Source organism: Pseudomonas sp. C2.3V, assembly GCF_058536325.1.
This window is the reverse complement of sequence record NZ_JBZUBN010000001.1, coordinates 1,022,409-1,045,148: the sequence shown is the minus strand read 5'-3', so window position 1 is coordinate 1,045,148 and position 22,740 is coordinate 1,022,409. Positions and strand designations below refer to the sequence as shown.

Here is a 22,740-nt window from a genome sequence, read left to right as displayed (position 1 = left end):
GCATTCAGCTACGGGCAATAACAGCCGCATCCGCTTCCATTTTTTCAGCCGCTTTGCGGCGAATCAGCTGCTCCAGCTCATCCACCAGATTCTCATTGGTCAGCTTTTGTGCAGGCTTGCCATCGATATACACTAGGTTATTAGGCGTGCCGCCAGTCAACCCTACGTGAGCCTCTTTGGCCTCTCCCGGCCCATTGACCACACAGCCGATAACGGCCACATCTAAGGGAACCAGAAGATCTTCCAGGCGCCCTTCCAGATCATTCATGGTCTTGACCACATCAAAGTTCTGGCGAGAGCAGCTTGGACAGGCAATGAAGTTGATGCCGCGTGACCGTAAGCGCAACGACTTCAGGATATCGAAACCCACCTTGATCTCTTCGACCGGATCCGCCGCCAGGGAGATACGAATGGTATCGCCAATACCTTCGGCCAGCAGCATGCCCAGGCCAACCGCAGATTTTACGGTGCCGGAACGCAAACCACCTGCCTCGGTGATGCCCAGGTGTAGCGGCTGCTCGATCTGCTTCGCCAGCAAGCGATAAGCCGATACGGCCATGAAGACGTCACTCGCCTTCACACTAACCTTGAAGTTCTGGAAATCCAGTTTGTCGAGGTAATCGACATGACGCATGGCTGATTCCAGTAGCGCCTCAGGGGTAGGCTCACCATATTTTTTCTGCAGATCCTTTTCCAGAGAGCCCGCATTCACGCCGATACGAATCGGAATGTTCTTGTCACGCGCCGCATCGACTACCGCCCTGACCCGGTCTTCACGCCCGATGTTGCCAGGGTTGATACGCAGACAATCCACACCGAGTTCAGCTACCCGAAGGGCAATTCTGTAGTCAAAATGAATGTCTGCAACCAGGGGAACATTCACCTGCTGCTTGATTTGACCGAATGCTTCTGCAGCATCCATGTCGGGAACTGAAACCCGAACGATATCAGCGCCTGCATCTTCCAGACGACGGATTTGCGCAACTGTTGCGGCAACATCACAGGTTTCGGTGTTCGTCATGCTCTGTACCGCGATAGGAGCATCGCCTCCTACCGGCACGGAGCCTACCCAGATCTTTCGAGAAGGGCGACGTTTGATCGGCGATTCGCTATGCATGACAGGACTCTTCTTCCTGGTAAATACCAGATCCTTACGGAGACTGGTTAAAACCAGAGAACTATAAAATATGATCCGATAATAAAATCAAAGCGGCAGAATGATGCCGCTTTGATCGTACTGCAATTCTGGTTACTGAGACGCCTGTCCTACTTTGAAGCGAGCAGTTTCCCCACGTACATAGGGCTTGATGTCTACAGGCTGGCCGTTATAGGTAATTTGCGCACCCCGTGCGTAGCCTAAACGAATCTCCACGGGAGCTTTTACCGTTTCAAACTGCAGGGTATCACCCTTTCGTTTGAGGCCACTGTAAATAACTTTCCCCGACGCATCTGTGATCTGCATCCAGCAGTCCGCTACCAGCTGAATGCTCAAGCCTCCCTGCCCTGCCGCTGGCGCAGTTTCGCCGGCTGGCGGCGTGGTAGGCGCAAGCGCAGCATCGGTCGATACAACCGGAGTAGTCGGTGTAACGGCCGTAGCAGGAGCAGCATTCGCAGCGCCATTGGCTGCCGTACCGGAAGCGGTATTCGGGGCAGGCACAGGCGTTTGCGCAACAGCATTGGCAGCAGGAGCAGTCGGTGTAGCGGGCACACCTGGCTCTGATGCAGCGGGCACCTCAGCCTTTTGAGCTTCCGCCACCGCCTGATCTTCAGGCTCATCAAGCGTATGAATTTCAGTAGTGCCGTCTGCGCTTTCTACTTCGACATGCTCAAGGCTAAGGCCATTACCGCCCATACCAAGCCCGGAGCGCTCCTGCCACCAGAACAGGCCAAGCCCAATGATAACAACGACCAGAATAAAGCTGACGATACGCAGGACGTTACGCGACAAGCGCACCGGTTCTTCAACACGGTTTATGGTGTGAACCGTACTGCCTTTGGCATCGGTCCCTGTGTACTGATCGAAGACCTTTACAAGCTCAGCCTGATCGAGCCCCAGCAGCTTCCCATAGGAGCGGACATAACCGCGGGCAAACGTATGCCCTGGCAGCTTTTGATAGTCCCCAGCTTCCAGCAACTCGATGACATGCCCACTCAGATTCATCTGAGCAGCCACTTGAGCGATACTCCACCCATTGGAAATGCGAGCCTGGCGCAGTATGTCGCCTGGATTACCACGAGCTGACATTACAGCCTCAGGTTGCACATTACTCATCGTTGCTCCGACTGAAGTTGTTTATATTCTTCAGAAGCGGGATAAAGCCGCTTCAATTGCAAGGTATAACTGGCAGCCGTATCGCGATCGTTGAATACTTCGGCCAGACGGATGCCCAGTAAAAGGCTACGCGCATCCTGGGGCGAAATACGGCTAAATGCTTCGTAATACCCACGTGCAGGTACATACTCACGAGCCGCATAAGAGAGCTGCGCCATTTCCAGCAAAGCCTTGGGTTGGTTGCTGTTCAGTCTCAGCGACTTCTCCAAATACTGGCGTGCCAATTCGGGCTTATTCAACCTTAACGCAGTTAAACCGAGGTTTTCAAAGACTCGCGAGCGTTCAGGGTACAAAGGATCCTGCGAGGCCTCTATGAAACGATCGTAGGCTTCGCTGTATCGCTTCTGCTCAAAAAGAAAGCTTCCGTAATTATTGAGAATACGGGAATCGTTACGGCGTGCTGACATGGCCTTGCGGTATTCTTCGTCAGCCAGTTTGGGCTCCATCTCGGTCTGGAACACCAATGCCAGCGCGGCATGGGCATCGGCGCTCGAGGAGTCAAGCTGCAGGGCCTGTTTCAGCGGGATCTTGGCCTGCTCGGTGTTTCCTTCCTGCAGATAGCCCAGACCCAACTGAATGTAGGCGTCCCGGGCATGATCACGACCTTTTTCCGTACTCAGAGGGTCAGTAGAGCCAGTAGTGACGCAGCCGGTTAAAAGTCCTGCAACTGCCAAAGCCAATACTGCACGCAACATCACTAACCCTCTCCTTTTAATTAATTCTGGCGAACACCCAAAGCCGCATCGTTCTCATTATTCAACTGGCGTACAGCAATGTACCGCTCGCTTCGTCGAGTACGGTCCATAACCTTTCCTACCAGCTGCCCACAGGCTGCATCGATATCATCGCCACGCGTAGTACGCACGGTGACATTGAAACCGGCCTGCTGCAGGAGTTCCTGGAAGCGACGCACCGCATTCTTGCTGGGGCGCTCGTAACCGGAATGAGGGAAAGGATTAAAAGGAATCAGATTGATCTTGCAGGGCACGTTGCGCAGCAATTCAATCATCTGCACAGCATGCTCGGGCTGGTCGTTGACGTCCTTGAGTAGAGTGTACTCAATGGTCAGAACACGTTTTTCACCCAGCTGACTAATGTACCGCTGACAGGCATCCAGCAGCATGGCCAGAGGATACTTGCGATTGATCGGTACCAGCTCGTTGCGCAAGGCGTCGTTGGGCGCATGCAGCGACAGCGCCAGAGACACATCGACGTGCTTGGCCAACTCCTCAATCATGGGCACTACCCCTGACGTGGATAGCGTTACCTTGCGCTTGGATATTCCATAACCCAAGTCATCCATCATGATTTGCATGGCAGCTACGACATTGTCGAAATTGAGCAGCGGCTCACCCATGCCCATCATCACGACGTTCGTAATGGCACGGTCGATCTTGGCCGGCACAGTACCAAATGACTTGTTGGCAACCCACACTTGGCCAATGACTTCGGCAGCCGTGAGATTGCTATTGAAACCTTGCTTTCCGGTCGAACAGAAACTGCAGTCAAGTGCACAGCCTGCCTGTGACGAAACACACAGCGTGCCACGCTTGTCCTGAGGAATGTAAACCGTCTCAACGCAGCTACCGGAAGCCACACGAATGACCCACTTGCGGGTGCCATCCGCCGAAATATCTTCACTTACTACTTCGGGGCCACGAACCTCGGCGCAGGCCTTGAGCTTTTCGCGCAAGGCCTTGCCGAGATTACTCATGGCGTCAAAATCATCAACGCCAAAGTGGTGAATCCATTTCATCACTTGGCCGGCACGAAAGCGCTTCTCTCCGATGGACTCGAAGAACTGCTCCATTTGTGGCTGGGTAAGCCCCAGCAGGTTAGTCTTGCCGACTGTATTGCTCATGGATTCACCTGTGGATCAGCGAGTGCGCTCGCAAACTTCAGTTGCAGCGAAGAAGTAAGCGATTTCACGGGCAGCCGATGCTTCGGAATCAGAACCGTGAACAGCGTTTTCATCGATGGAAACAGCGAAATCAGCGCGGATGGTACCGGCGTCTGCTTTCTTGGGATCGGTAGCGCCCATCAGCTCACGGTTCTTGGCAATGGCGTTTTCGCCTTCCAGAACCTGAACAACGACCGGACCGGAAGTCATGAAGGACACCAGATCCTTGAAGAAAGGACGCTCTTTGTGCTCAGCATAGAAGCCACCGGCTTCGCGCTCGGAGAGCTGAACCATCTTCGCGGCCACAACGCGCAGGCCAGCCTTTTCGAAGCGAGTGATGATTTCACCAACGACGTTCTTGGCTACAGCGTCCGGCTTGATGATAGAAAGGGTGCGTTGAACAGACATGACAACTCCAAAGTTGGGCATTTAGCAAAAACGAAACCCGCGGATTATACGCGGGCTTCGGTCAAAAGCGTAGGCTAACGAAGAATAGGTTAGTCCGCTTCTTCAATCCACGCAGCTTGGATGGCTTCGAGTACCTTCTCGCCACCCCGCTGGGGGTCATCGTCAAACCCGGGCAGTGCGGTGACCCAGTTACGCAAATTCACGAAATTTACATAGCGGGGATCCACATCCGGGTGAGCTTCGGAAAGAGCGATTGCGATATCCAGCACATCGACCCATTTCATCGCCATGATGATCTTCCTTAGTGACGTTCCGATACCTGATTGATGGTGTAGCGGGGAATTTCAACGACCAAGTCGGCAGTGCCAACCTTTGCCTGACAGGACAGCCGGGACTCCGGCTCCAGCCCCCATGCCTTATCCAGCATGTCATCTTCAAGCTCGTCAGACGGCTCCATGGAGCCGAAGCCTTCACGAACGACGACATGGCAGGTCGTACAGGCACAAGACATCTCACAGGCATGCTCGACTTCAATACCGTTGCGCAACGCTGCATCGATAATGGTTTCACCTTCTTCGGCCTGGATCACCGCGCCCTCGGGGCAATGCTCTGGGTGGGGCAGAAAAACGATCTGCGGCATGGTGAACTTACTCCTGGATTTCGTTAAGACGACGACCCGCCAGGGCCGCCTTGATCGATGCATCCATCCGGCGAGCCGCGAATGCATCGGTCACTTGGGAAAGACGCTTGGTTTGTACTTCAATAGCAGAGGCATCTGAATGGTCGACAAGACTCTTTAGCTTGTCGATCTCGGCCTCTATAACTTCACGCTCTTCAGCGTTCAGCAAACGATCGCCGTCCTCAGCGACAGCCGCCTGGACCGCCTCTAGAAGACGTTGCGCCTCGACTTGCTGCTCACGTAGCACGCGAGCGTTCATGTCATCGCCGGCATTCTGGAAAGAATCCTGCAGCATACGCGCGATTTCACCATCCGTCAGACCATAGGATGGCTTGACCTGGATACTGGCTTCCACACCACTGGAGAGCTCTCGCGCCGAGACGCTCAGCAAGCCGTCCGCATCTACCTGAAAAGTCACACGGATCTTGGCAGCGCCAGCCACCATAGGCGGAATGCCGCGCAGCTCGAAACGAGCCAGCGAACGAGCATCTTTCACCAGCTCTCGCTCACCCTGCAGCACATGAATCATCATGGCTGACTGGCCATCTTTATACGTTGTGAAATCCTGGGCACGTGCCACAGGTATGGTCGTGTTACGCGGGATAATCTTTTCCATCAAACCGCCCATGGTTTCAAGCCCAAGGGAGAGCGGAATGACATCCAGCAGCAAGAGCTCTTCGCCACCACGGTTACCCGCCAGGGTATCAGCCTGAATGGCCGCACCGATGGCAACAACCTTATCCGGATCAATGTCCGTCAGTGGCTCGCGACCGAACAGTCTGGCCACTGCGGATCGGACTTGCGGCACGCGAGTGGAGCCACCCACCATGACTACCGCCTTGACTTCCTCAAGCTCGCAACCAGAGTCACGCACTGCGCGACGGCAAGCTTTCAGGCTTCGCGCGATCAACGGCTCGATCAGTGCTTCAAAGTGCTCGCGAGTAAGCTCGCCCTGCCAGGTACCGTAACTGAGCGTAACAGTAGGTTGCGCCGACAATTGCTCTTTGGCCATGCAGCCTAATTGCAGTAACTGACGTTGCTCCGAGGGCGACAGATTAGTAGACAGCCCCGCCTGATCGATTACCCAGGTCGCAATGGCATGGTCAAAATCATCACCACCCAAGGCACTATCACCTCCGGTAGCCAGGACTTCGAAAACCCCTTTGCTCAAACGCAAGATGGAAATATCAAATGTGCCGCCACCCAGGTCATAGATCGCAATGAGGCCCTCCGCACCACGATCCAACCCATAGGCCACTGCCGCTGCGGTGGGCTCGTTAAGCAGCCGCAACACATTCAAACCGGCCAGCTTGGCAGCATCCTTGGTCGCTTGGCGCTGCGCGTCATCAAAGTAAGCCGGAACGGTTATTACCGCGCCAACCAATTCACCACCCAGGGTCTTTTCTGCACGCGAACGCAATACACGAAGGATTTCGGCTGAGACCTCAACAGGACTCTTGAGTCCCTGTATCGTCTCAATGAAAGGCATGTGGGACTCGCCTTCAGCGAATCGATAGGGTAACTGCTCGCCCAGCTGTTTGATGTCAGCCAGACCGCGACCCATGAAGCGTTTTACGGAAAGAATCGTATTGAAAGGATCTTGTGCAGCACTTTGCTTGGCTACATCCCCTACTTCAATATCCTTTTCCAGATAGCGAACGGCTGAGGGAAGAATGACACCGCCCTGCTCATCAGGAAGCGGCTCAGAGACGCCGCTGCGCACGGCAGCGACAAGAGAATTCGTAGTGCCCAGATCAATCCCTACCGCCAACTTGCGTTGATGCGGCTTGGGAGCCATTCCAGGTTCGGCGATTTGCAATAAAGCCATTGCTATTCAGCTTGTGCTAGGGGCGCCTTTAAGCAGGCGCCAGATTAATCGTCGAGGCGCTCTTCCAACTGACGCACTTCGCTGCTCAGCTTGTCGAGAAACTGCATGCGGCGAACAAGCCGTTCTGCAGTTTCCTGTTTCGAAGCGTTCTCCCAACACGAATCGAACTCATGCTCGAGTTCAGCCTGGGATTTCTTCAAACGCTGCTTGAAGGGCGCGATACCATCAACGTCCCCCTCATCCTGCAATTCTTCCAACTCTTCACGCCACTGCATCTGCTGAAGGAGAAAGTCGGGATCCTGGATAGTCGCCTCAACAGGCATTTCATGCCCTTGAAGTGACAGCAGGTAACGGGCTCGCCGCGAGGGAGTCTTGAGAACGTGATACGCCTCGTTCAACTGCGCCGCACGCTCCAGTGCCTGTCGCCGCTCCCGCTCGGGGGCATCGGCAAAGCGATCAGGATGCACTGTACGCGCAAGCTCACGATAGCGACTCGAAAGCTGCTCGAGATCAAGCGCAAAAGACGGCTTGAGATCGAACAAGGCAAAGTGACAAGGCGTTCCCACGGGCGACCTCAAACGTTGAAGCTTTCGCCGCAGCCACACTCACCGCGCACGTTAGGGTTATTGAACTTGAATCCCTCGTTGAGTCCTTCCTTGACGAAGTCCAGTTCGGTACCGTCAAGGTAGACAAGGCTCTTCGGATCAATGATGACCTTGACGCCATGGCTTTCGAACACCTGATCTTCTTCAGCCAGCGTATCAACGAATTCCAGCACATAGGCCAAGCCCGAACATCCGGTGGTACGTACGCCCAGACGGATACCTTCGCCTTTGCCGCGTCCTTCCAGAGAACGCTGCACGTGACGTGCAGCAGATTCAGTCATGCTAATGGCCATCAGTGCCTCCTCAAGCCAAACCTTTCTTCTGCTTATAGTCCTGCACCGCCGCCTTGATGGCGTCTTCAGCCAGAACCGAGCAGTGAATCTTGACCGGAGGCAAAGCTAGCTCTTCAGCAATCATGGAGTTCTTGATCGCCTCTGCCTCATCGATGGTCTTGCCCTTCATCCACTCGGTAGCGAGCGAGCTGGAAGCGATGGCAGAGCCGCAGCCATAGGTCTTGAAGCGTGCATCTTCGATGATGCCCTGATCGTTGACCTTGATCTGCAGACGCATGACATCACCACACGCCGGCGCACCAACCATGCCTGTTCCGACGTCAGGATCTTCGGCATCGAATTTGCCAACGTTACGCGGGTTTTCGTAGTGATCGATTACTTTATCGCTGTAAGCCATTTCTCAATCCTCACTCATCAGGAGCGGTTTAGTGTGCCTGCCATTCAACTGTGGTCAGGTCAACGCCCTCTTTGTACATATCCCACAACGGAGAAAGTTCACGCAGCTTGGTTACTGCATCACGCACTTTCTCGGCGGCGTAATCAACTTCTTCTTCGGTCGTGAAACGGCCAAAGGTGAAACGAATGGAGCTATGAGCCAGTTCATCGTTACGGCCTAACGCGCGCAGCACATAGGAAGGCTCAAGCGAGGCCGAAGTACAGGCGGAGCCCGACGATACCGCCAGATCCTTGAGCGCCATGATCAGGGATTCACCCTCTACATAGTTGAAGCTCAAGTTCAGGTTATGCGGTACGCGTGAAACCAGACTGCCGTTTACATACAGCTCTTCCATATCCTGAAGCTTGCTGTAGAAACGATCGCTCAGCGCCTTGATACGAACGTTTTCCTGCGCCATCTCTTCCTTAGCAATTCGGAAGGCCTCGCCCATCCCGACGATCTGGTGAGTCGCCAGCGTACCGGAACGCATACCACGCTCGTGACCGCCGCCATGGGTCTGCGCCTCAAGACGAACACGCGGCTTACGACGAACATAAAGCGCACCAATACCTTTCGGACCATAGGTCTTGTGTGCCGAGAAGGACATGAGGTCAACTTTCAGCGTCTCAAGGTCGATCTCAACCTTACCGGTTGACTGAGCAGCATCCACATGGAACAGGATGCCACGGGCACGCGTAAGCTCACCCAGCGCAGCGATGTCATTGATGGTGCCGATCTCGTTGTTGACGTGCATCAGGGAAACCAGAATGGTGTCCTCACGCAATACTGCTTCAACCATATCCGGCGTGATCAGGCCATCTTCGCCTGGCTCTAGGTAAGTCACCTCAAAACCTTCGCGCTCGAGCTGGCGAGTCGTATCCAATACGGCCTTGTGCTCGATCTTCGACGTAATGATGTGCTTGCCCTTACTCTGATAGAAGTGAGCCACACCTTTGATCGCCAGGTTATCCGATTCGGTCGCACCGGATGTCCAAACGATTTCACGTGGATCGGCATTCACCAGCTCGGCAACCTGACGGCGAGCATTCTCGACCGCTTCTTCAGCCTTCCAGCCAAACATGTGCGAGCGCGAGGCTGGATTACCAAAGTTACCATCCACCAAGAGACACTCGCTCATTTTCTGAGCGACACGTGGATCGACTGGAGTAGTTGCAGAGTAATCAAGATAAATCGGTAATTTCATCGGTAACTCCTATATCAGGCTGGCGGCCGGCTCACTCAATAGCGGACGCTTCAATCTTTTCAATGTCCGAGGCACGAGTTCGGCTATTGCACACTCGCTTGTCCTGACGGTTCGCTACAGCTTGTATCTCATTACGCGCGACTAGATCCGCTAGCGTGATACCGCTGAGAAACGTATGAATCTGCTCGCTCAGATCGCACCACAAGTGATGCGTCAGGCATATGTCACCGGAGTGGCAATCGCCCTGCCCCTGACAGCGGGTAGCATCGACAGACTCGTTTACGGCATCGATGACCTGAGCGACATGAATGTCCTGCATATCGCGCGACAGTTGATAACCACCGCCCGGTCCACGCACACTGGTTACCAAAGTGCCACGGCGCAACTTGGCAAACAGCTGCTCAAGATAGGAAAGCGATATACCTTGGCGCTCAGAGATGTCAGCCAGGGAGACCGGTCCACGCTGCGCATGCAGCGCCAGATCAAGCATGGCAGTGACGGCGTATCGTCCTTTGGTTGTCAGTCTCATGGCAAAACCAGGATGTACTTTAGATAGGTCAAGTATGCAATTCCTGACTATTTAAGTCAACTATAAGCCCTATCGATTCAGTCAACCATTAAAGCCGACCAGAGGCGTTGGCGCACTCGGCTAAAACTGGCCTTCAGACATCATCGGTTTTGCATTTTTCGCCACGAACAACCTTTTGCGTCTCGGTCAGAACACCACGAAGGATATTCATCTCCAGCTTGGTGATTGCACTGCGCCCATAAAGCCTGCGTAGGCGAGACATGAGATGGCGAGGCTTCTCGGGATCGAGAAAACGAATATCGATAAGCGTTTTCTCGAGATGGCGATAGAACAGCTCCAACTCCTCAACAGTGACCAGCTGGGTATTGAGCATGGCCGTACTTTCGACCTTGTTCATCTTGGTGGGCTGCCCTTGAAGGGCCAACCATGCCATGCGTACCTCGTAGACGAGCACCTGTACCGCAGCCGCAAGATTCAGAGAGCCAAATTCCGGGTCAGAAGGAATATGAACATGAAAATTGCAGCGCTGAAGCTCTTCATTCGTCAGGCCTGCATATTCGCGACCAAATACCAGCGCCACCTCCCCACCCACCTCGGCATGCTGCAGCGACGTTTGTGCACACTCACGGGGATCGAGCAGCGGCCAGGGGATACGGCGATCCCTTGCGCTGGTTCCCAGAACAACGCTGCACCCTGTCAGCGCATCTTCCAGCGTTTCGACAACACAAGCATTATCCAGCACATCCGTGGCACCGGATGCGCGCGCTACGGCATCGCCATGGGGGAACTGCTCAGGCTGCACCAGATACAGCCGCTTCAATCCCATGTTCTTCATGGCGCGAGCCGCACCGCCAATATTGCCAGGATGGCTTGTGTTAACTAGGACAACGCGTATATTCTCGAGCAAGTAGCACCCCCTCTTTAAAGGTGCGAATCTTACCGGACCCCTGTGCGCAAAACCATTCATGCCGACAAGGCAACCGCTCTCTGCATTCTTTTCTGCTAGAATAACCGGCTTTCTTTTACAACCAGGTGGTTTCTCATGCAGCCCATGCTGAACATTGCGCTGCGCGCAGCTCGTAGTGCCGGTGAATTGATCTTTCGCTCAATCGAGCGCCTGGACCTCATCGCTATCGACGAAAAAGGCGCCAACGATTTCGTGACCGAGGTCGACCGGGCCGCCGAACAAGCTATTTTCAACGTTTTACGCAAGGCTTACCCCAACCACGGCTTTCTAGGCGAGGAGTCCGGACTCATCGAAGGTCAGGGTGATGGCGCTGATTATCTGTGGGTCGTCGATCCGCTGGATGGAACCACCAACTTCATTCATGGCGTCCCGCACTTCTCTGTCAGCATCGCGTGCAAGTATCGCGGCCGCATCGAGCATGCCGTTGTATTGGACCCGGTTCGTCAGGAAGAATTTACCGCCAGTCGCGGACGTGGCGCCGCTCTCAATGGCCGACGCTTGCGTGTCAGCACTCGTAAAAGCCTTGAGGGTGCATTGATCGGCACTGGCTTCCCGTATCGCTCCAGCAATATGGACTACCTGGATAATTATCTAGGCATGTTCCGCACCCTGAGCACCCAAACCGCAGGTATTCGCCGCGCGGGATCTGCTGCATTGGATCTAGCTTATGTGGCCGCTGGTCGATTCGACGCCTTCTGGGAAATGGGGCTATCCGAGTGGGATATGGCAGCAGGTGCGCTACTGATTCAAGAAGCTGGTGGTCTGGTCAGCGACTTCAATGGCGGCCATGACTACCTTGAAAAAGGTCATGTAGTAGCAGGCAACACCAAGTGCTTCAAGGCACTGTTGACTACGCTGCAACCTCATCTACCCGCCTCACTGAAGCGCTGAATGAAAACCGCCCACTGATGTGGGCGGTTTCGTTTTACTTGACTACTTTCAGGCTAGGCCGCCCTTGCGGCTTGCCTGGTGCGGACTTAGGCGCAGAACCTTCCGGCTTACCCTTGGGATCATCATCTGGAGAAGAAGGCTCCAGATCAAACACCATCCCCTGCCCATTTTCGCGCGCATAGATAGCCAGAACAGCTTGGGTGGGCACATAGAGACTATGGGCTACACCACCAAACCGCCCATCGAAACTCACGGCTTCGTTATCCATGTGCAATTGGCGAATAGCTCCTGGCGCAACGTTGAGAACAATCTGACCGTCACTGGCATAGCCCGGCGGAACCAGCACATTCGGATAGTCCGCATTGACCAGGATATGCGGTGTGCAATCGTTATCCACGATCCACTCATACAGCGCCCGAATCAAATAGGGACGGCTTGAATTCATTATGTTCCTCCTATCAGCGCATCTCGCGCTCAACTGGCGACAAGCTCGCCTGAAAGGTATCGCGGACGAAATGGCGATCCATATAATCAAAAATCGGCTTGGCTTGTCGCGGCAACTCAACACCCAGGCCAGGTAAACGCCAGAGCAAAGGCAATAAATAGCAGTCAACCAAGCTCATTTCCTCATTTAAGAAGAATTTCTTGTCTGCAAAAAGAGGAGCAACCGAAGTAAGACTGCTGACGAGCTGCCGGCGGACCTGCTGAACATCACCACTTCCTTTTTGCTGACTCATAATAAGATCAGCGTTGTCGCACCAATCCTTCTGGATGCGATGCATGAGCAATCGCATCTGTGCTCGAGCAACAGGGTAAGCCGGCAATAGCGGAGGATGGGGATAACGCTCTTCCAAATACTCCAGCACAATGGTCGAGTCATATAACACAAGATCACGATCCTGCAGAACAGGTAGCGTCCTGTAGGGATTCGCATCAGCCAGTGCTGCCGGATACCTGGCAGGATCGATATCTTTAACCTCCACATCGACCTGCTTCTCGGCAAGCACAAGGCGAACACGATGCGAGTACGGATCCCTAGAGTCAGAAAAACAGGTGAGACGCGTTACATTAGCCATACACTTCTTCGCTGTGCAGCCCCAAACAGGGCAAACGATCGCACCTCACGGCACAGATCCCACTAAAAACAGACATCATTGGACGTCTTTCCAATATTCTCGCTTGAGCAGGTAGGCAAATACAAAAAGAATTGCCAGATACGCCAGAACATAAACGCCAATCCGCTCAGCCTTTTCTTTATTCGGGTCCGCTGAATACGCTAGAAAAGCCACAAGATGGCGAACCGTTTGGTCAAACTGCTCAGCGGTTTGCGATCCTGTCCCTGAAATGACAACAAGCTCCCTGCAACTGCCTGCGCTATTCTCTTCTACAGGCAGACAGGCCTGACGGCCCTGCAAAGCGCCCAGGACATTTGGCATGGCTACATTGGGGTATACGAGGTTGTTCACGCCCCAGGGCCTGGAGGGATCTTCATAAAATCCTTTGAGATAATGATACAGCCAGTCTTCCCCTCGAACGCGAGCCACCAGCGTCAAATCAGGAGGTACAGCGCCAAACCAGCCCATTGCATCCTCAGCACGCATACTTGAAGTCATGTGATCGCCTGGTTTGGCCTCAGTAAAAATCAGTGTTTTTTGTAGAACATCCTCAGGAATGGAAAGGTCCCTAGCTACATGCTCATAACGCTGATACTGGGTGCCATGACATCCCATACAAAAATTAACAAAGGTGCGCGCCCCTTCCTGAAGGGCGGCCTTGTCAGAAAGGTCAACGCGAACCCTCTCAAACGGAACATTTTCCGCCCCCTTCAGGGCTAATGGCATACACGTGAGCACCAGCAATGCCATTAGCCTGAACAGCATCACCTTACTACCCTCTCAGGTACCAGACCTACCCGCTCGACACGGGTGTAAAACGGCATGAAGACGAAATAGCCAAAGTACAGCACAGTAGCCAAGCGAGATAGAAAAATCCGTTCAGACGTAGGCGGAAGGACCCCTAGTACGCCAAGCGCTACAAAGGCCACACAAAAGAGCGACAGCGCCAATCGGCTCATCCATCCTTTGAAGCGCATCGACTTAACAGGACTGCGATCTAGCCAGGGCACCACGAATAGGATGGCAACAGCTGCTCCCATGATCATGATGCCGGCCAGCTTGTCAGGCACAGCTCGAAGCATCGCGTAAAAAGGCGTGAAATACCAAACTGGAGCGATATGCTCAGGCGTCTTCAGCGGATCGGCAATTTCAAAATTCGATCTCTCCAGAAAATAACCACCACCTTCAGGAAAGAAGAAAACCACGCTACAGAAGATAAAGAGAAAGACCGCCACACCCATTAGGTCTTTGACGGTGTAATACGGATGAAAGGGAATACCATCAAGCGGCTTACCCGTTTCATCAAGGCTTTTGCTGATATCCACCCCCAGCGGATTATTGGAACCCACTTCGTGCAGGGCAAGAATATGCAGCACCACCAACCCGACCAGCAGTAGTGGCAGCGCGATAACATGCAGCGCAAAGAAACGATTGAGCGTAATACCTGAAATTAGGTAATCGCCGCGTATCCATTGCGCCAGGTCTTCGCCCACTACAGGAATGGCGCCAAACAAAGCGATGATTACCTGAGCCCCCCAATAAGACATCTGCCCCCAAGGCAGCAGGTATCCCATGAACGCCTCGGCCATGAGTAGAAGATACAGCAACATGCCAAAGACCCAGACTAACTCGCGCGGCTTTTGGTAAGACCCATAGAGCAGGCTTCGAAACATATGCAGGTAGACAACAATAAAAACAGCAGAGGCGCCTGTTGAATGCAGATAGCGAATGAGCCAGCCGTAATCGACATCGCGCATGATGTATTCAATTGAAGCAAAGGCACCTGCTGCCGTGGGGGTATAGCTCATCGCCAACCAAATGCCTGTTACCAATTGGTTGAACAGGACAAGCAAGGCCAGGGATCCAAAAAAATAAAGGACATTAAAGTTCTTGGGTGCGTAATAGTGGCTTAGGTGCTCGCTCCATAGACGCGAAGCAGGAAAACGAGCATTTAGCCAAGCCTTCAACCTGCTCATCCCGCCTCCTTTTGACTCATACCTATCACAATAATATGCTCAGACTCGTAAGCATAAGGCGGAACCGCCAGGTTGAGCGGCGCAGGCTGTGCCTTGTACACCCTTCCAGCCAGATCATAGCGCGAGCCATGACACGGGCAGAAATATCCTCCCAACCACTCCATTCCGAGGTCAGCAGGAGCAACTTCCGGCCTAAAGATGGGAGAGCAGCCCAGATGAGTGCAAACACCTACCACGACCAGCACATCCGGCCTGATTGAACGCAAGCGACTGTTTACATAATCGGGCTGTATTGAGTCATGAGAATCAGGGTCAGCCAGCTGATTTTCCAACCTCGACAGGCGCTCCAATGCATCTGCGCCACGTCTGAGCACAAAAACAGGCTGACCACGCCATTCAATAACAATTTGCCGCCCCGGCTCCAACTTGGAAATATTGACCCTTATCGGAGCGCCAGCGGCTTTCGCCTTGGCACTTGGAGACCATGATTTAATAAACGGGATAGCGGCGCCAGCGACCCCCACTGCGCCTATTACCGAGGTTGCCGCCACCAATAGTCGGCGACGCCCCTGATTGACACCCCCATCACTCATTCAAAGCCCCTTCGGCCACCACCACCCAAGCCATGTCCCGCGAAGGCAGAGGATACTTAAATTCAACGAGAGAACCTATTCATCTGCTCTAGCCAAACCCACCCAAACATACCTAGGCAACAGACGCAGGGCAAAAAAAAACCCAGTCTCGAAAGAGACTGGGTTTTGCAAGCGAAGCTGCTGGAGCTTAACGCTTGGAGTACTGCGGACGCTTACGCGCTTTACGCAGACCGACTTTCTTACGCTCAACTTCACGCGCGTCACGGGTAACATAACCCGCCTTGCGCAGAGAGCTGCGGTAGGTTTCGTCGTATTCGATCAGAGCACGAGTGATACCGTGACGAATAGCACCGGCCTGGCCGCTAACACCGCCACCCGCAACAGTTACGTACACGTCGAACTTTTCGAGGGTTTCAGTCAGCTCAAGCGGCTGACGAACAACCATGCGAGCCGTTTCACGACCGAAGAATACGTCGATGTTACGATTATTGATGGAAATCTGGCCAGTGCCCGGACGCAGGTAAACGCGAGCGGTAGCTGTCTTACGACGGCCAGTACCGTAATTTTGAGTCGCCGACATTATGTACTATCCCGTTTAAATCTTCAGTTCTTGAGGCTGCTGAGCGGTATGCGGATGAACGCTACCTTTGTAAACCTTCAGCTTACGATACATGTCGCGACCCAGCGGGTTCTTCGGCAACATACCTTTGACTGCGGTTTCGATAACGCGCTCAGGAGCACGAGCGATCAGCTTTTCGAAGTTGATCGACTTGATACCACCCGGGAAGCCGGAATGGTGGTAGTACATCTTGTCGGTAGTTTTGGCGCCAGTTACACGAACCTGCTCGGCATTGATAACAACGATATAGTCGCCAGTATCAACATGAGGAGTGTATTCCGGCTTATGCTTGCCACGCAGACGGCTAGCAATTTCAGTAGCCAGACGACCCAGGGTCTGGCCGGCAGCGTCGACGACATACCAGTCGCGCTTAACAGTTTCCGGTTTTGCTGTGAAGGTTTTCATTCGTTATGGCCTCAGGGCCGCCTGAAAAAAGACGGCAAATCTTACAGAACAGTACGATCCTTGACAAGTCAAGGGCAGCCGGAAACAGACGCTAATCGGGGGCTCGGGTCAGCGCGTCCGCTACGGCGAAAATCGACAGGCTAGGCATCCCCTGTCAATAAAGCTGCGGAATTATGACGATTACTGTGAAAATATCAACTGTTATCACATCAAGAAAGGAAATTAAATGAAGTATCGTAGCCTTGGACGAACCACCATCAGCGTCAGCGAGCTCTGCCTGGGCACCATGACCTGGGGAGAGCAGAACACCCAGGATGAAGCTTTCGCTCAAATAGACCGGGCAGCAGAACATGGCATCAATTTCATGGATGCCGCCGAGATGTACCCTGTCCCGCCGCGACCAGAGACCTATGGCCAGACAGAACGCATTATCGGAAATTATTTCAAGAAACGAGGCAACCGTGACCAATGGATCCTGACCAGCAAGGTTGCCGGGCCGGGCAATAACATTTCCCACATCCGTGACGGCAACCTCAAGCACAACCGGCAGCACATTATCGCGGCACTGGAAGGTAGCCTTGAACGTCTGCAAATGGATTACATCGACCTTTATCAATTGCATTGGCCGGACCGAGAAACCAATTTTTTCGGCAAGCTAGGCTATGTCCATAACGACAAGACGTTTACGCCGCTTGAGGAAACGCTTGAAGTCTTGAATGAGCAGGTCCAGGCGGGAAAGATTCGCCATATCGGACTTTCCAATGAGACACCATGGGGCACGATGCGCTTTCTTCAACTGGCGGAAGAGCGCGGCTGGCCACGTGCAGTCACCATTCAGAACCCCTACAACCTCCTGAACCGATCCTTTGAAGTAGGTTTGGCGGAAATCGCTATCCGCGAGCAATGCGGGCTCCTGGCCTATTCGCCACTGGCGTTTGGCATGCTAACCGGAAAGTATGCCAACGGCGCAAGGCCGGAACACGCACGCCTGACACTGTTCAGCCGCTTCACTCGCTACAACAACCCTGAAACGATGCGAGCTACCGAACAATACGTTCAGCTAGCCAAGCAGCACGGCCTTGATCCTGCACAAATGGCACTGGCTTACGTTACCAGCCGTCCATTTGTTACCAGCAATATCATTGGAGCGACCTCTCTGGAGCAGCTTCAAAGCAATCTCGACAGCATAAATCTGACGCTATCGGAGGAAGTGGTCGCAGGCATTGAGGCCATTCATAAAATCCAACCCAATCCAGCGCCCTAACGGAAAAGCGCTTTCCCTCAAGAAAGCGCTTACGCTACAAGAATAAATCACCCTGATCCTCAAGCTGACCTGATGTCTGAGAAGACTTGTCTCGCCGAGAAGCCAGTCGATCAGCCAATCGGGTCGGCTCGGGCAGGCGGTGTTTACGCACGCACGCCATAACCAGTTCAGGTGCTGTTTTCAAACTGACCCGATTACCGGGCGACACGATCAGAGGCTTTACCTTGTCCTTGCTGCGTAAAACAGTGCCAATCAACTCTCCCTTGGCAAGCAGGTCCACTTGAGAGCCCCGCGTTTCTGCCAAAGGTTCATGGCTTCCCGTCAGGATTTTTTTCGCAACCCCTATCGTTGGCAGTCCTGTAACGACCCCCAAGTGGGCGGCAATACCCAAGCGCCTTGGGTGAGCAATCCCGTGACCATCGCAAAAGATCAGGTCCGGGGTTTCAGGCAGCTCCGATAAGGCCTGCAGAACCGCAGGCAGCTCCCGAAAGGAAAGCAACCCAGGAATGTAGGGCATATTGGTGGGGATACGAGCTACCGCCTGAGCAATGGGATCCAATGTTTCAGCATTGAGCAGGATGGCCGCAGCACGGGTCACGGCACCCTCCTCCTCAAAGCCTACATCCACGCCAGCAATCAGACGCAGCGAAGGAAAGTTATCCTCCAGTCTGACCTGCTTGGCCAGCTCAATCTGCTGTTTGCGCGCAGCGGCGGGCGTGCCGTCCCACTCATTGAAAGGTGAAGTAGCCACATTGACTCCTGTCGTTACCATTACGGTATTCGAACCGGATTGAATGCAGCCAGTTCCAGATAGCAGCAGGGCCACACTTGCGGCCCCTGAATCTTATGGCTTATGCGCTCTCGACAGATATTCGTGGGATTGCATTTCCAGCAAACGGCTCAGCGTACGCTGAAATTCAAACTCGAGCCGTCCACCTGCATACAGATCCTTAAGCTCAACTTCTGCCGACAGGATCAATTTAACGTTACGGTCGTAGAACTCATCGACCAGGTTGATGAAACGACGCGCCATATCGTCTTTTGTTGCATTCATCTGCTCGACGTTGGAAACCAGTACCGCCTGGAAGATCTTACCCAGCTCAATGTAGTCGTTCTGGCTACGAGGACCGTCACAGAGCTCTCGAAACTCGAACCAGGCTACATCGTCGCACGTCTTGCGTGGTTTGATCTCCCGGTTCTCGATAACCAACGGCTCACCAGTTGATGCACTACCGCACTCCACCGTAAGCGCCTTGAAACTTTTGGCCATTTCCGTCTCGGCCTGCTCCGTTAACGGCCAGTGATAAAGCTCAGCCTGCTCCAGCGCACGCAAACGATAATCCACACCGCTGTCGACATTGACGATTTCGGTGTGCTGCTTCAGCAATTCAATCGCAGGCAGGAAGCGGGCGCGCTGCAATCCATCCTTGTAAAGCCCATCAGGGACGATATTGGAAGTTGCCACTAGCGATACGCCGTTTTTGAACAGCTCATCCAGCAGCGTTGCCAGAATCATGGCGTCGGTAATGTCCGATACGAAAAACTCGTCAAAGCAGATGACACGAGCTTCATCCGCAAAGCGCCGACCAATGATGGTCAATGGGTTCTTCTCACCTTTTAGCGTCTTCAACTCCTCATGCACTCTCTTCATGAACCGATGAAAGTGGGTACGCATCTTCTTGTCGAAGGGAAGTGAGTCATAAAAGGTGTCAACCAGATAGGTCTTGCCGCGCCCTACCCCGCCCCAGAAATAAAGCCCCTTTACAGGGCCAGCGGGCTTTTTACCCAAAAGACGGCCTAGCAACCCAGGCTTGCTGTCTGCCTGGCTAACCAGGTCATCATAAAGCCGCTGAAGATGCTTTACCGCCTGCTCCTGAGCAGGATCATGAAAAAAGTCGGGACGTTCCAGATCGGCCTTGTAGCGCTCTAAGGGTGTCATGACAGGCTGCATAGATTCGAAGGGGAGCTCACTTTAGCGGCGAGCTTCCAAGTTGACAATTAACGAGGCAAGCGGCTTAAGCTGCCCGCCTCGGCGATAGGCGCCATTACTCGGCAGTCATTTCCACCAGTGCTTCACGCAAGGCATCAACAGCGTGTTGACGCTCATCGGCATTAGCGAAGTCCGGGCTTTCCGCCACAGGCTCGCCAGCCAGCCATACCGTGAAGCGTAGCTCTTCTGCCTTGACCTCCAGCTGCCCAACCTCGCTCTGGAGGCGCTGCGTCATCTGCCCAGCGGTTTTTGGATCCGCAAAGGCGCGAGAAAGCAGCAGTTGAGAGCCATCGGCGGCCAGCAGTCTGAAGCGGAAAGTACCATCATGTTCGCGGAAGCTAACGAAACGCGCCCGCTTCGCGGCCTTTTTCTTGGTCTTTTCAGTCTTGACCTGGGCATTCAGGGAGCGAAGCCCCACAGCCTCGCGCAACTCACCCAGGAACGGTGTAGCTATCTTGCGCGCCTTGGTAGCACCGGCTAGAAGAACGTCTTCAATGTCGTCTGGCTTGGCAATCAATGCATTGTAATGCTCTCTTGCCTCGCCCAGCTCTGCCTCCAAAAGCTGGAACAGACGCTGCTTGGCCTCTCCCCAAGCCAGACCACCCTGCAGATCATGACGGAACTCGGCCGTCTGCTCGGCTGTAGCAAATGCCTGATAAAGCGTAAACAAATGAGCGCTGTCCGGATCTTTGGGTTCGCCCGGCTCTCGCGAATCAGTGACGATACGGGCAATCGCCTCCTTGAGCTGCTTGGCGGTCCCAAAAAGTGGGATCGTGTTATCGTAGCTTTTGGACATCTTGCGACCATCCAGCCCCGGCAGCGTGGCAACCGTCTCCTCGATAAGCGCTTCAGGCAGCTCAAAGAAATCCTTGCCGGCACCAAACAGATGATTGAAGCGTTGAGCGATGTCACGTGCCATTTCAACGTGCTGGATTTGGTCCCGACCTACCGGTACTTGATGAGCGTTAAACATCAGGATGTCTGCTGCCATCAGGACCGGATAGCTGTATAGCCCCATCGTGACGCCAGCATCCGGGTCTTCGCCAGCAGCGACGTTCTTGTCAACGGAGGCCTTGTAAGCATGAGCGCGGTTGAGCAAGCCTTTGGCGGTGACGCAGGTTAACAGCCATGTCAACTCCGGTATTTCAGGAATATCGGATTGGCGATAGAACGTGACCCTTTCAGGATCAAGACCACACGCCAGCCATGTAGCAGCAATTTCAAGGCGAGAGCGCTGAATACGCAACGGATCATCGCACTTGATCAAGGCGTGATAATCCGCCAGGAAATAAAACGAGTCGGTATCGGCCGAACGACTGGCTACAATGGCAGGACGGATAGCGCCTGCATAATTACCAAGGTGAGGAGTACCGGTTGTGGTAATACCGGTCAGAATACGTGTGGTCATGGCGTATGGTGCATTCTCATCTAGGGCGGCCAGTATCAGGCATGGCCGCCAATTACGGCGTCTTCGGACGCAACGGCTTAATCAGTCCAGTCGAGGCTGGACCAGCGCTTTGAGGTCGGTCAGTTTGCCATGAAAGAAATGGCTGCACTCAGGGACTTTGATCAACTCATGGCGCTGCTGCAACGCTTCAGACCAGGCATAGACCTTTTCCGGCGTGACGACTTCATCGGCCTCGGGCTGAATGACCGTCAAAGGGCAGCGCAGCGGTAGCTTACCTTCAATATCGAAGCGTTCGACAGAAGGAGCTAGCATGAACAGACGAGTCAATGCCTGCCCGTCTCCTTCCAGACGCCCTGCCAGGCATCCCGCCACACAGGCACCGAATGAAAACCCCATGACGGTTAAAGGTACCTCTGGGTGCTGCTTTATCAACCACTGTGCAGCCGCATAGGCATCATCAATCTCACCTACTCCCTCACCGTAGCTTCCAGCGCTTTGTCCTACGCCTCGAAAGTTGAAACGTAGCGTGGAAAAGCCTGCATCCCTTACAGTACGTTGCAGCGTAGAAATGACCTTATTGTGCATAGTCCCGTCAAACAGGGGATGCGGATGGCAGATGATCGCTACGCCATGGGCGCCAGGCTGATCAAGATGCAAGGCTTCGAGTGGCCCTGAAGGCCCCTCGATCGAAACTGGATTTTCTCGTGTAGACACACCTGAACTCCGTGACCCTCTATCGGGTCGACTCGTCTAGCTCGTTGACTGCGCTCACTATTTAACATGGGACAGTGTACAAGCGCAGCAAGAAGCCGTTACCGTAATGCAAAAGACGTTCAGAGAGGAAGATTCGTGGACCAGTCCCTGACTATTTGGCTAATGCCTGTTATTGCCCTGCTCGTTGGTATAGGCATCGGCTTTCTGATTGCGCGCCTGATGCCTGGCACCGCGCCCAACCGAGTACAACGCCAGCTTGACGAGCTTCAGCAGCGCTTTGACAGTTATCAACATGAGGTCACTAGCCACTTCAGCACAACGGCAGGACTTGTGAAAAAACTCACCCAGAATTACCAGGATGTGCAGCGTCACCTTTCCGAAGGTGCGGATCGCCTGGCTTTGGACGAGTTGACACGCCAGCGCCTACAAGCGGCCCTGCATAGCCATGACAACTACCCATCACCACGCGACCGTCTGGACGGTCCTGCAGAGGCGCCCAAGGACTACGCGCCAAAGGGCGATACTGACAGCGGGCTGGATGAGGCCTACGGCCTTAAGAATCATCGTTGAAAAGATAAATAAAA

The 22,740-nt window shown here is 53.8% G+C and carries 28 protein-coding genes; 3 read left to right on the top strand and 25 right to left on the bottom strand.

Going from position 1 to position 22,740, the window contains the following annotated elements; all coding sequences use genetic code 11:
• Positions 1 to 4: 4 nt before the first annotated feature.
• The 14 genes from ispG to trmJ form a co-directional block, all read right to left on the bottom strand.
• Positions 5 to 1,117 carry a flavodoxin-dependent (E)-4-hydroxy-3-methylbut-2-enyl-diphosphate synthase gene (ispG, locus tag AC4LF3_RS04950; protein ID WP_010797330.1) on the bottom strand — a complete coding sequence of 371 codons (1,113 nt, stop codon included), beginning with the start codon at positions 1,115 to 1,117 and terminating at the stop codon, positions 5 to 7.
• Between the two features lie 132 nt (positions 1,118 to 1,249).
• Positions 1,250 to 2,272: a RodZ domain-containing protein gene (locus tag AC4LF3_RS04945; protein WP_491834877.1), complete on the bottom strand. Its 1,023-nt coding sequence runs from the start codon at positions 2,270 to 2,272 to the stop codon at positions 1,250 to 1,252.
• Positions 2,269 to 3,030, bottom strand: a complete 762-nt coding sequence (gene pilW, locus AC4LF3_RS04940) for a type IV pilus biogenesis/stability protein PilW (protein WP_037030037.1) — start codon at positions 3,028 to 3,030, stop codon at positions 2,269 to 2,271. Before pilW ends, AC4LF3_RS04945 begins: the two co-directional genes overlap by 4 nt.
• A 17-nt stretch (positions 3,031 to 3,047) precedes the next feature.
• Positions 3,048 to 4,193 (bottom strand): dual-specificity RNA methyltransferase RlmN, encoded by a 1,146-nt coding sequence (gene rlmN / locus AC4LF3_RS04935; protein WP_010797327.1) that lies wholly within the window; start codon positions 4,191 to 4,193, stop codon positions 3,048 to 3,050.
• 15 nt (positions 4,194 to 4,208) lie between these two features.
• A complete protein-coding gene (gene ndk / locus AC4LF3_RS04930; protein WP_010797326.1) occupies positions 4,209 to 4,640 on the bottom strand; it encodes a nucleoside-diphosphate kinase in 432 nt (143 codons plus the stop codon).
• 89 nt (positions 4,641 to 4,729) lie between these two features.
• Positions 4,730 to 4,930: a Fe-S cluster assembly protein IscX gene (gene iscX, locus AC4LF3_RS04925; protein ID WP_010797325.1), complete on the bottom strand. Its 201-nt coding sequence runs from the start codon at positions 4,928 to 4,930 to the stop codon at positions 4,730 to 4,732.
• 11 nt (positions 4,931 to 4,941) lie between these two features.
• On the bottom strand, positions 4,942 to 5,280 hold the full coding sequence (fdx, locus tag AC4LF3_RS04920; RefSeq protein WP_010797324.1) for an ISC system 2Fe-2S type ferredoxin: 339 nt from the start codon (positions 5,278 to 5,280) through the stop codon (positions 4,942 to 4,944).
• A gap of 7 nt (positions 5,281 to 5,287) precedes the next feature.
• Positions 5,288 to 7,147 carry a Fe-S protein assembly chaperone HscA gene (gene hscA, locus AC4LF3_RS04915; protein ID WP_010797323.1) on the bottom strand — a complete coding sequence of 620 codons (1,860 nt, stop codon included), beginning with the start codon at positions 7,145 to 7,147 and terminating at the stop codon, positions 5,288 to 5,290.
• 44 nt (positions 7,148 to 7,191) lie between these two features.
• Positions 7,192 to 7,713, bottom strand: coding sequence for a co-chaperone HscB (gene hscB, locus AC4LF3_RS04910; protein WP_122043296.1), 522 nt, complete (start codon positions 7,711 to 7,713; stop codon positions 7,192 to 7,194).
• A gap of 8 nt (positions 7,714 to 7,721) precedes the next feature.
• A complete protein-coding gene (iscA, locus tag AC4LF3_RS04905) occupies positions 7,722 to 8,045 on the bottom strand; it encodes an iron-sulfur cluster assembly protein IscA (protein ID WP_074827960.1) in 324 nt (107 codons plus the stop codon).
• A gap of 10 nt (positions 8,046 to 8,055) precedes the next feature.
• Entirely contained in the window at positions 8,056 to 8,442 is a 387-nt protein-coding gene (gene iscU, locus AC4LF3_RS04900) for a Fe-S cluster assembly scaffold IscU (protein ID WP_019365648.1), read from the bottom strand.
• 28 nt (positions 8,443 to 8,470) lie between these two features.
• Positions 8,471 to 9,685 (bottom strand): IscS subfamily cysteine desulfurase, encoded by a 1,215-nt coding sequence (locus AC4LF3_RS04895; protein ID WP_010797319.1) that lies wholly within the window; start codon positions 9,683 to 9,685, stop codon positions 8,471 to 8,473.
• Positions 9,686 to 9,716: 31 nt separating this feature from the next.
• Positions 9,717 to 10,214: a Fe-S cluster assembly transcriptional regulator IscR gene (gene iscR / locus AC4LF3_RS04890; RefSeq protein ID WP_010797318.1), complete on the bottom strand. Its 498-nt coding sequence runs from the start codon at positions 10,212 to 10,214 to the stop codon at positions 9,717 to 9,719.
• Between the two features lie 133 nt (positions 10,215 to 10,347).
• Positions 10,348 to 11,121 carry a tRNA (cytosine(32)/uridine(32)-2'-O)-methyltransferase TrmJ gene (gene trmJ / locus AC4LF3_RS04885; RefSeq protein WP_491834876.1) on the bottom strand — a complete coding sequence of 258 codons (774 nt, stop codon included), beginning with the start codon at positions 11,119 to 11,121 and terminating at the stop codon, positions 10,348 to 10,350.
• 135 nt (positions 11,122 to 11,256) lie between these two features.
• On the opposite strand from trmJ, the gene suhB reads away from it, so the two are divergent.
• Positions 11,257 to 12,072 carry a type III secretion system regulator SuhB gene (gene suhB / locus AC4LF3_RS04880; protein ID WP_010797316.1) on the top strand — a complete coding sequence of 272 codons (816 nt, stop codon included), beginning with the start codon at positions 11,257 to 11,259 and terminating at the stop codon, positions 12,070 to 12,072.
• A 34-nt stretch (positions 12,073 to 12,106) separates the two neighbouring features.
• Here the strand turns inward: suhB and AC4LF3_RS04875 are convergent, their stop codons facing one another.
• The 7 genes from AC4LF3_RS04875 to rplM all read right to left on the bottom strand — a co-directional run bounded on the left by AC4LF3_RS04875 (position 12,107) and on the right by rplM (position 16,780).
• Complete coding sequence (locus tag AC4LF3_RS04875) at positions 12,107 to 12,517, bottom strand: ClpXP protease specificity-enhancing factor (RefSeq protein ID WP_074827954.1); 411 nt, start codon at positions 12,515 to 12,517, stop codon at positions 12,107 to 12,109.
• A gap of 13 nt (positions 12,518 to 12,530) precedes the next feature.
• A complete protein-coding gene (locus AC4LF3_RS04870) occupies positions 12,531 to 13,148 on the bottom strand; it encodes a glutathione S-transferase N-terminal domain-containing protein (RefSeq protein WP_074827950.1) in 618 nt (205 codons plus the stop codon).
• 75 nt (positions 13,149 to 13,223) lie between these two features.
• Positions 13,224 to 13,952 carry a cytochrome c1 gene (locus AC4LF3_RS04865; protein ID WP_491834875.1) on the bottom strand — a complete coding sequence of 243 codons (729 nt, stop codon included), beginning with the start codon at positions 13,950 to 13,952 and terminating at the stop codon, positions 13,224 to 13,226.
• Positions 13,952 to 15,163 (bottom strand): cytochrome b, encoded by a 1,212-nt coding sequence (locus AC4LF3_RS04860; RefSeq protein ID WP_491834874.1) that lies wholly within the window; start codon positions 15,161 to 15,163, stop codon positions 13,952 to 13,954. Before AC4LF3_RS04860 ends, AC4LF3_RS04865 begins: the two co-directional genes overlap by 1 nt.
• Positions 15,160 to 15,756, bottom strand: coding sequence for a ubiquinol-cytochrome c reductase iron-sulfur subunit (gene petA, locus AC4LF3_RS04855; protein WP_074827943.1), 597 nt, complete (start codon positions 15,754 to 15,756; stop codon positions 15,160 to 15,162). The genes AC4LF3_RS04860 and petA overlap by 4 nt, the downstream gene beginning before the upstream one ends.
• A gap of 187 nt (positions 15,757 to 15,943) precedes the next feature.
• A complete protein-coding gene (gene rpsI, locus AC4LF3_RS04850; RefSeq protein ID WP_491834873.1) occupies positions 15,944 to 16,336 on the bottom strand; it encodes a 30S ribosomal protein S9 in 393 nt (130 codons plus the stop codon).
• Between the two features lie 15 nt (positions 16,337 to 16,351).
• Positions 16,352 to 16,780, bottom strand: coding sequence for a 50S ribosomal protein L13 (gene rplM / locus AC4LF3_RS04845; RefSeq protein WP_010797309.1), 429 nt, complete (start codon positions 16,778 to 16,780; stop codon positions 16,352 to 16,354).
• A 226-nt stretch (positions 16,781 to 17,006) separates the two neighbouring features.
• On the opposite strand from rplM, the gene AC4LF3_RS04840 reads away from it, so the two are divergent.
• A complete protein-coding gene (locus AC4LF3_RS04840; protein ID WP_491834872.1) occupies positions 17,007 to 18,044 on the top strand; it encodes an NADP(H)-dependent aldo-keto reductase in 1,038 nt (345 codons plus the stop codon).
• A 34-nt stretch (positions 18,045 to 18,078) separates the two neighbouring features.
• On the opposite strand, the gene nfi is transcribed toward AC4LF3_RS04840, so the two are convergent.
• The 4 genes from nfi to AC4LF3_RS04820 all read right to left on the bottom strand — a co-directional run bounded on the left by nfi (position 18,079) and on the right by AC4LF3_RS04820 (position 22,156).
• Positions 18,079 to 18,816 carry a deoxyribonuclease V gene (gene nfi, locus AC4LF3_RS04835; RefSeq protein ID WP_491834871.1) on the bottom strand — a complete coding sequence of 246 codons (738 nt, stop codon included), beginning with the start codon at positions 18,814 to 18,816 and terminating at the stop codon, positions 18,079 to 18,081.
• A 72-nt stretch (positions 18,817 to 18,888) separates the two neighbouring features.
• Entirely contained in the window at positions 18,889 to 19,983 is a 1,095-nt protein-coding gene (zapE, locus tag AC4LF3_RS04830) for a cell division protein ZapE (RefSeq protein WP_037030784.1), read from the bottom strand.
• Between the two features lie 106 nt (positions 19,984 to 20,089).
• Complete coding sequence (locus AC4LF3_RS04825; protein WP_312270242.1) at positions 20,090 to 21,442, bottom strand: tryptophan--tRNA ligase; 1,353 nt, start codon at positions 21,440 to 21,442, stop codon at positions 20,090 to 20,092.
• An 81-nt stretch (positions 21,443 to 21,523) separates the two neighbouring features.
• Entirely contained in the window at positions 21,524 to 22,156 is a 633-nt protein-coding gene (locus AC4LF3_RS04820; protein WP_491834870.1) for an alpha/beta hydrolase, read from the bottom strand.
• A gap of 135 nt (positions 22,157 to 22,291) precedes the next feature.
• Here AC4LF3_RS04820 and AC4LF3_RS04815 point away from each other — a divergent pair, with 135 nt between their 5' ends.
• Positions 22,292 to 22,726, top strand: coding sequence for a Z-ring associated ZapG family protein (locus AC4LF3_RS04815; protein ID WP_122043306.1), 435 nt, complete (start codon positions 22,292 to 22,294; stop codon positions 22,724 to 22,726).
• Positions 22,727 to 22,740 lie beyond the last annotated feature (14 nt).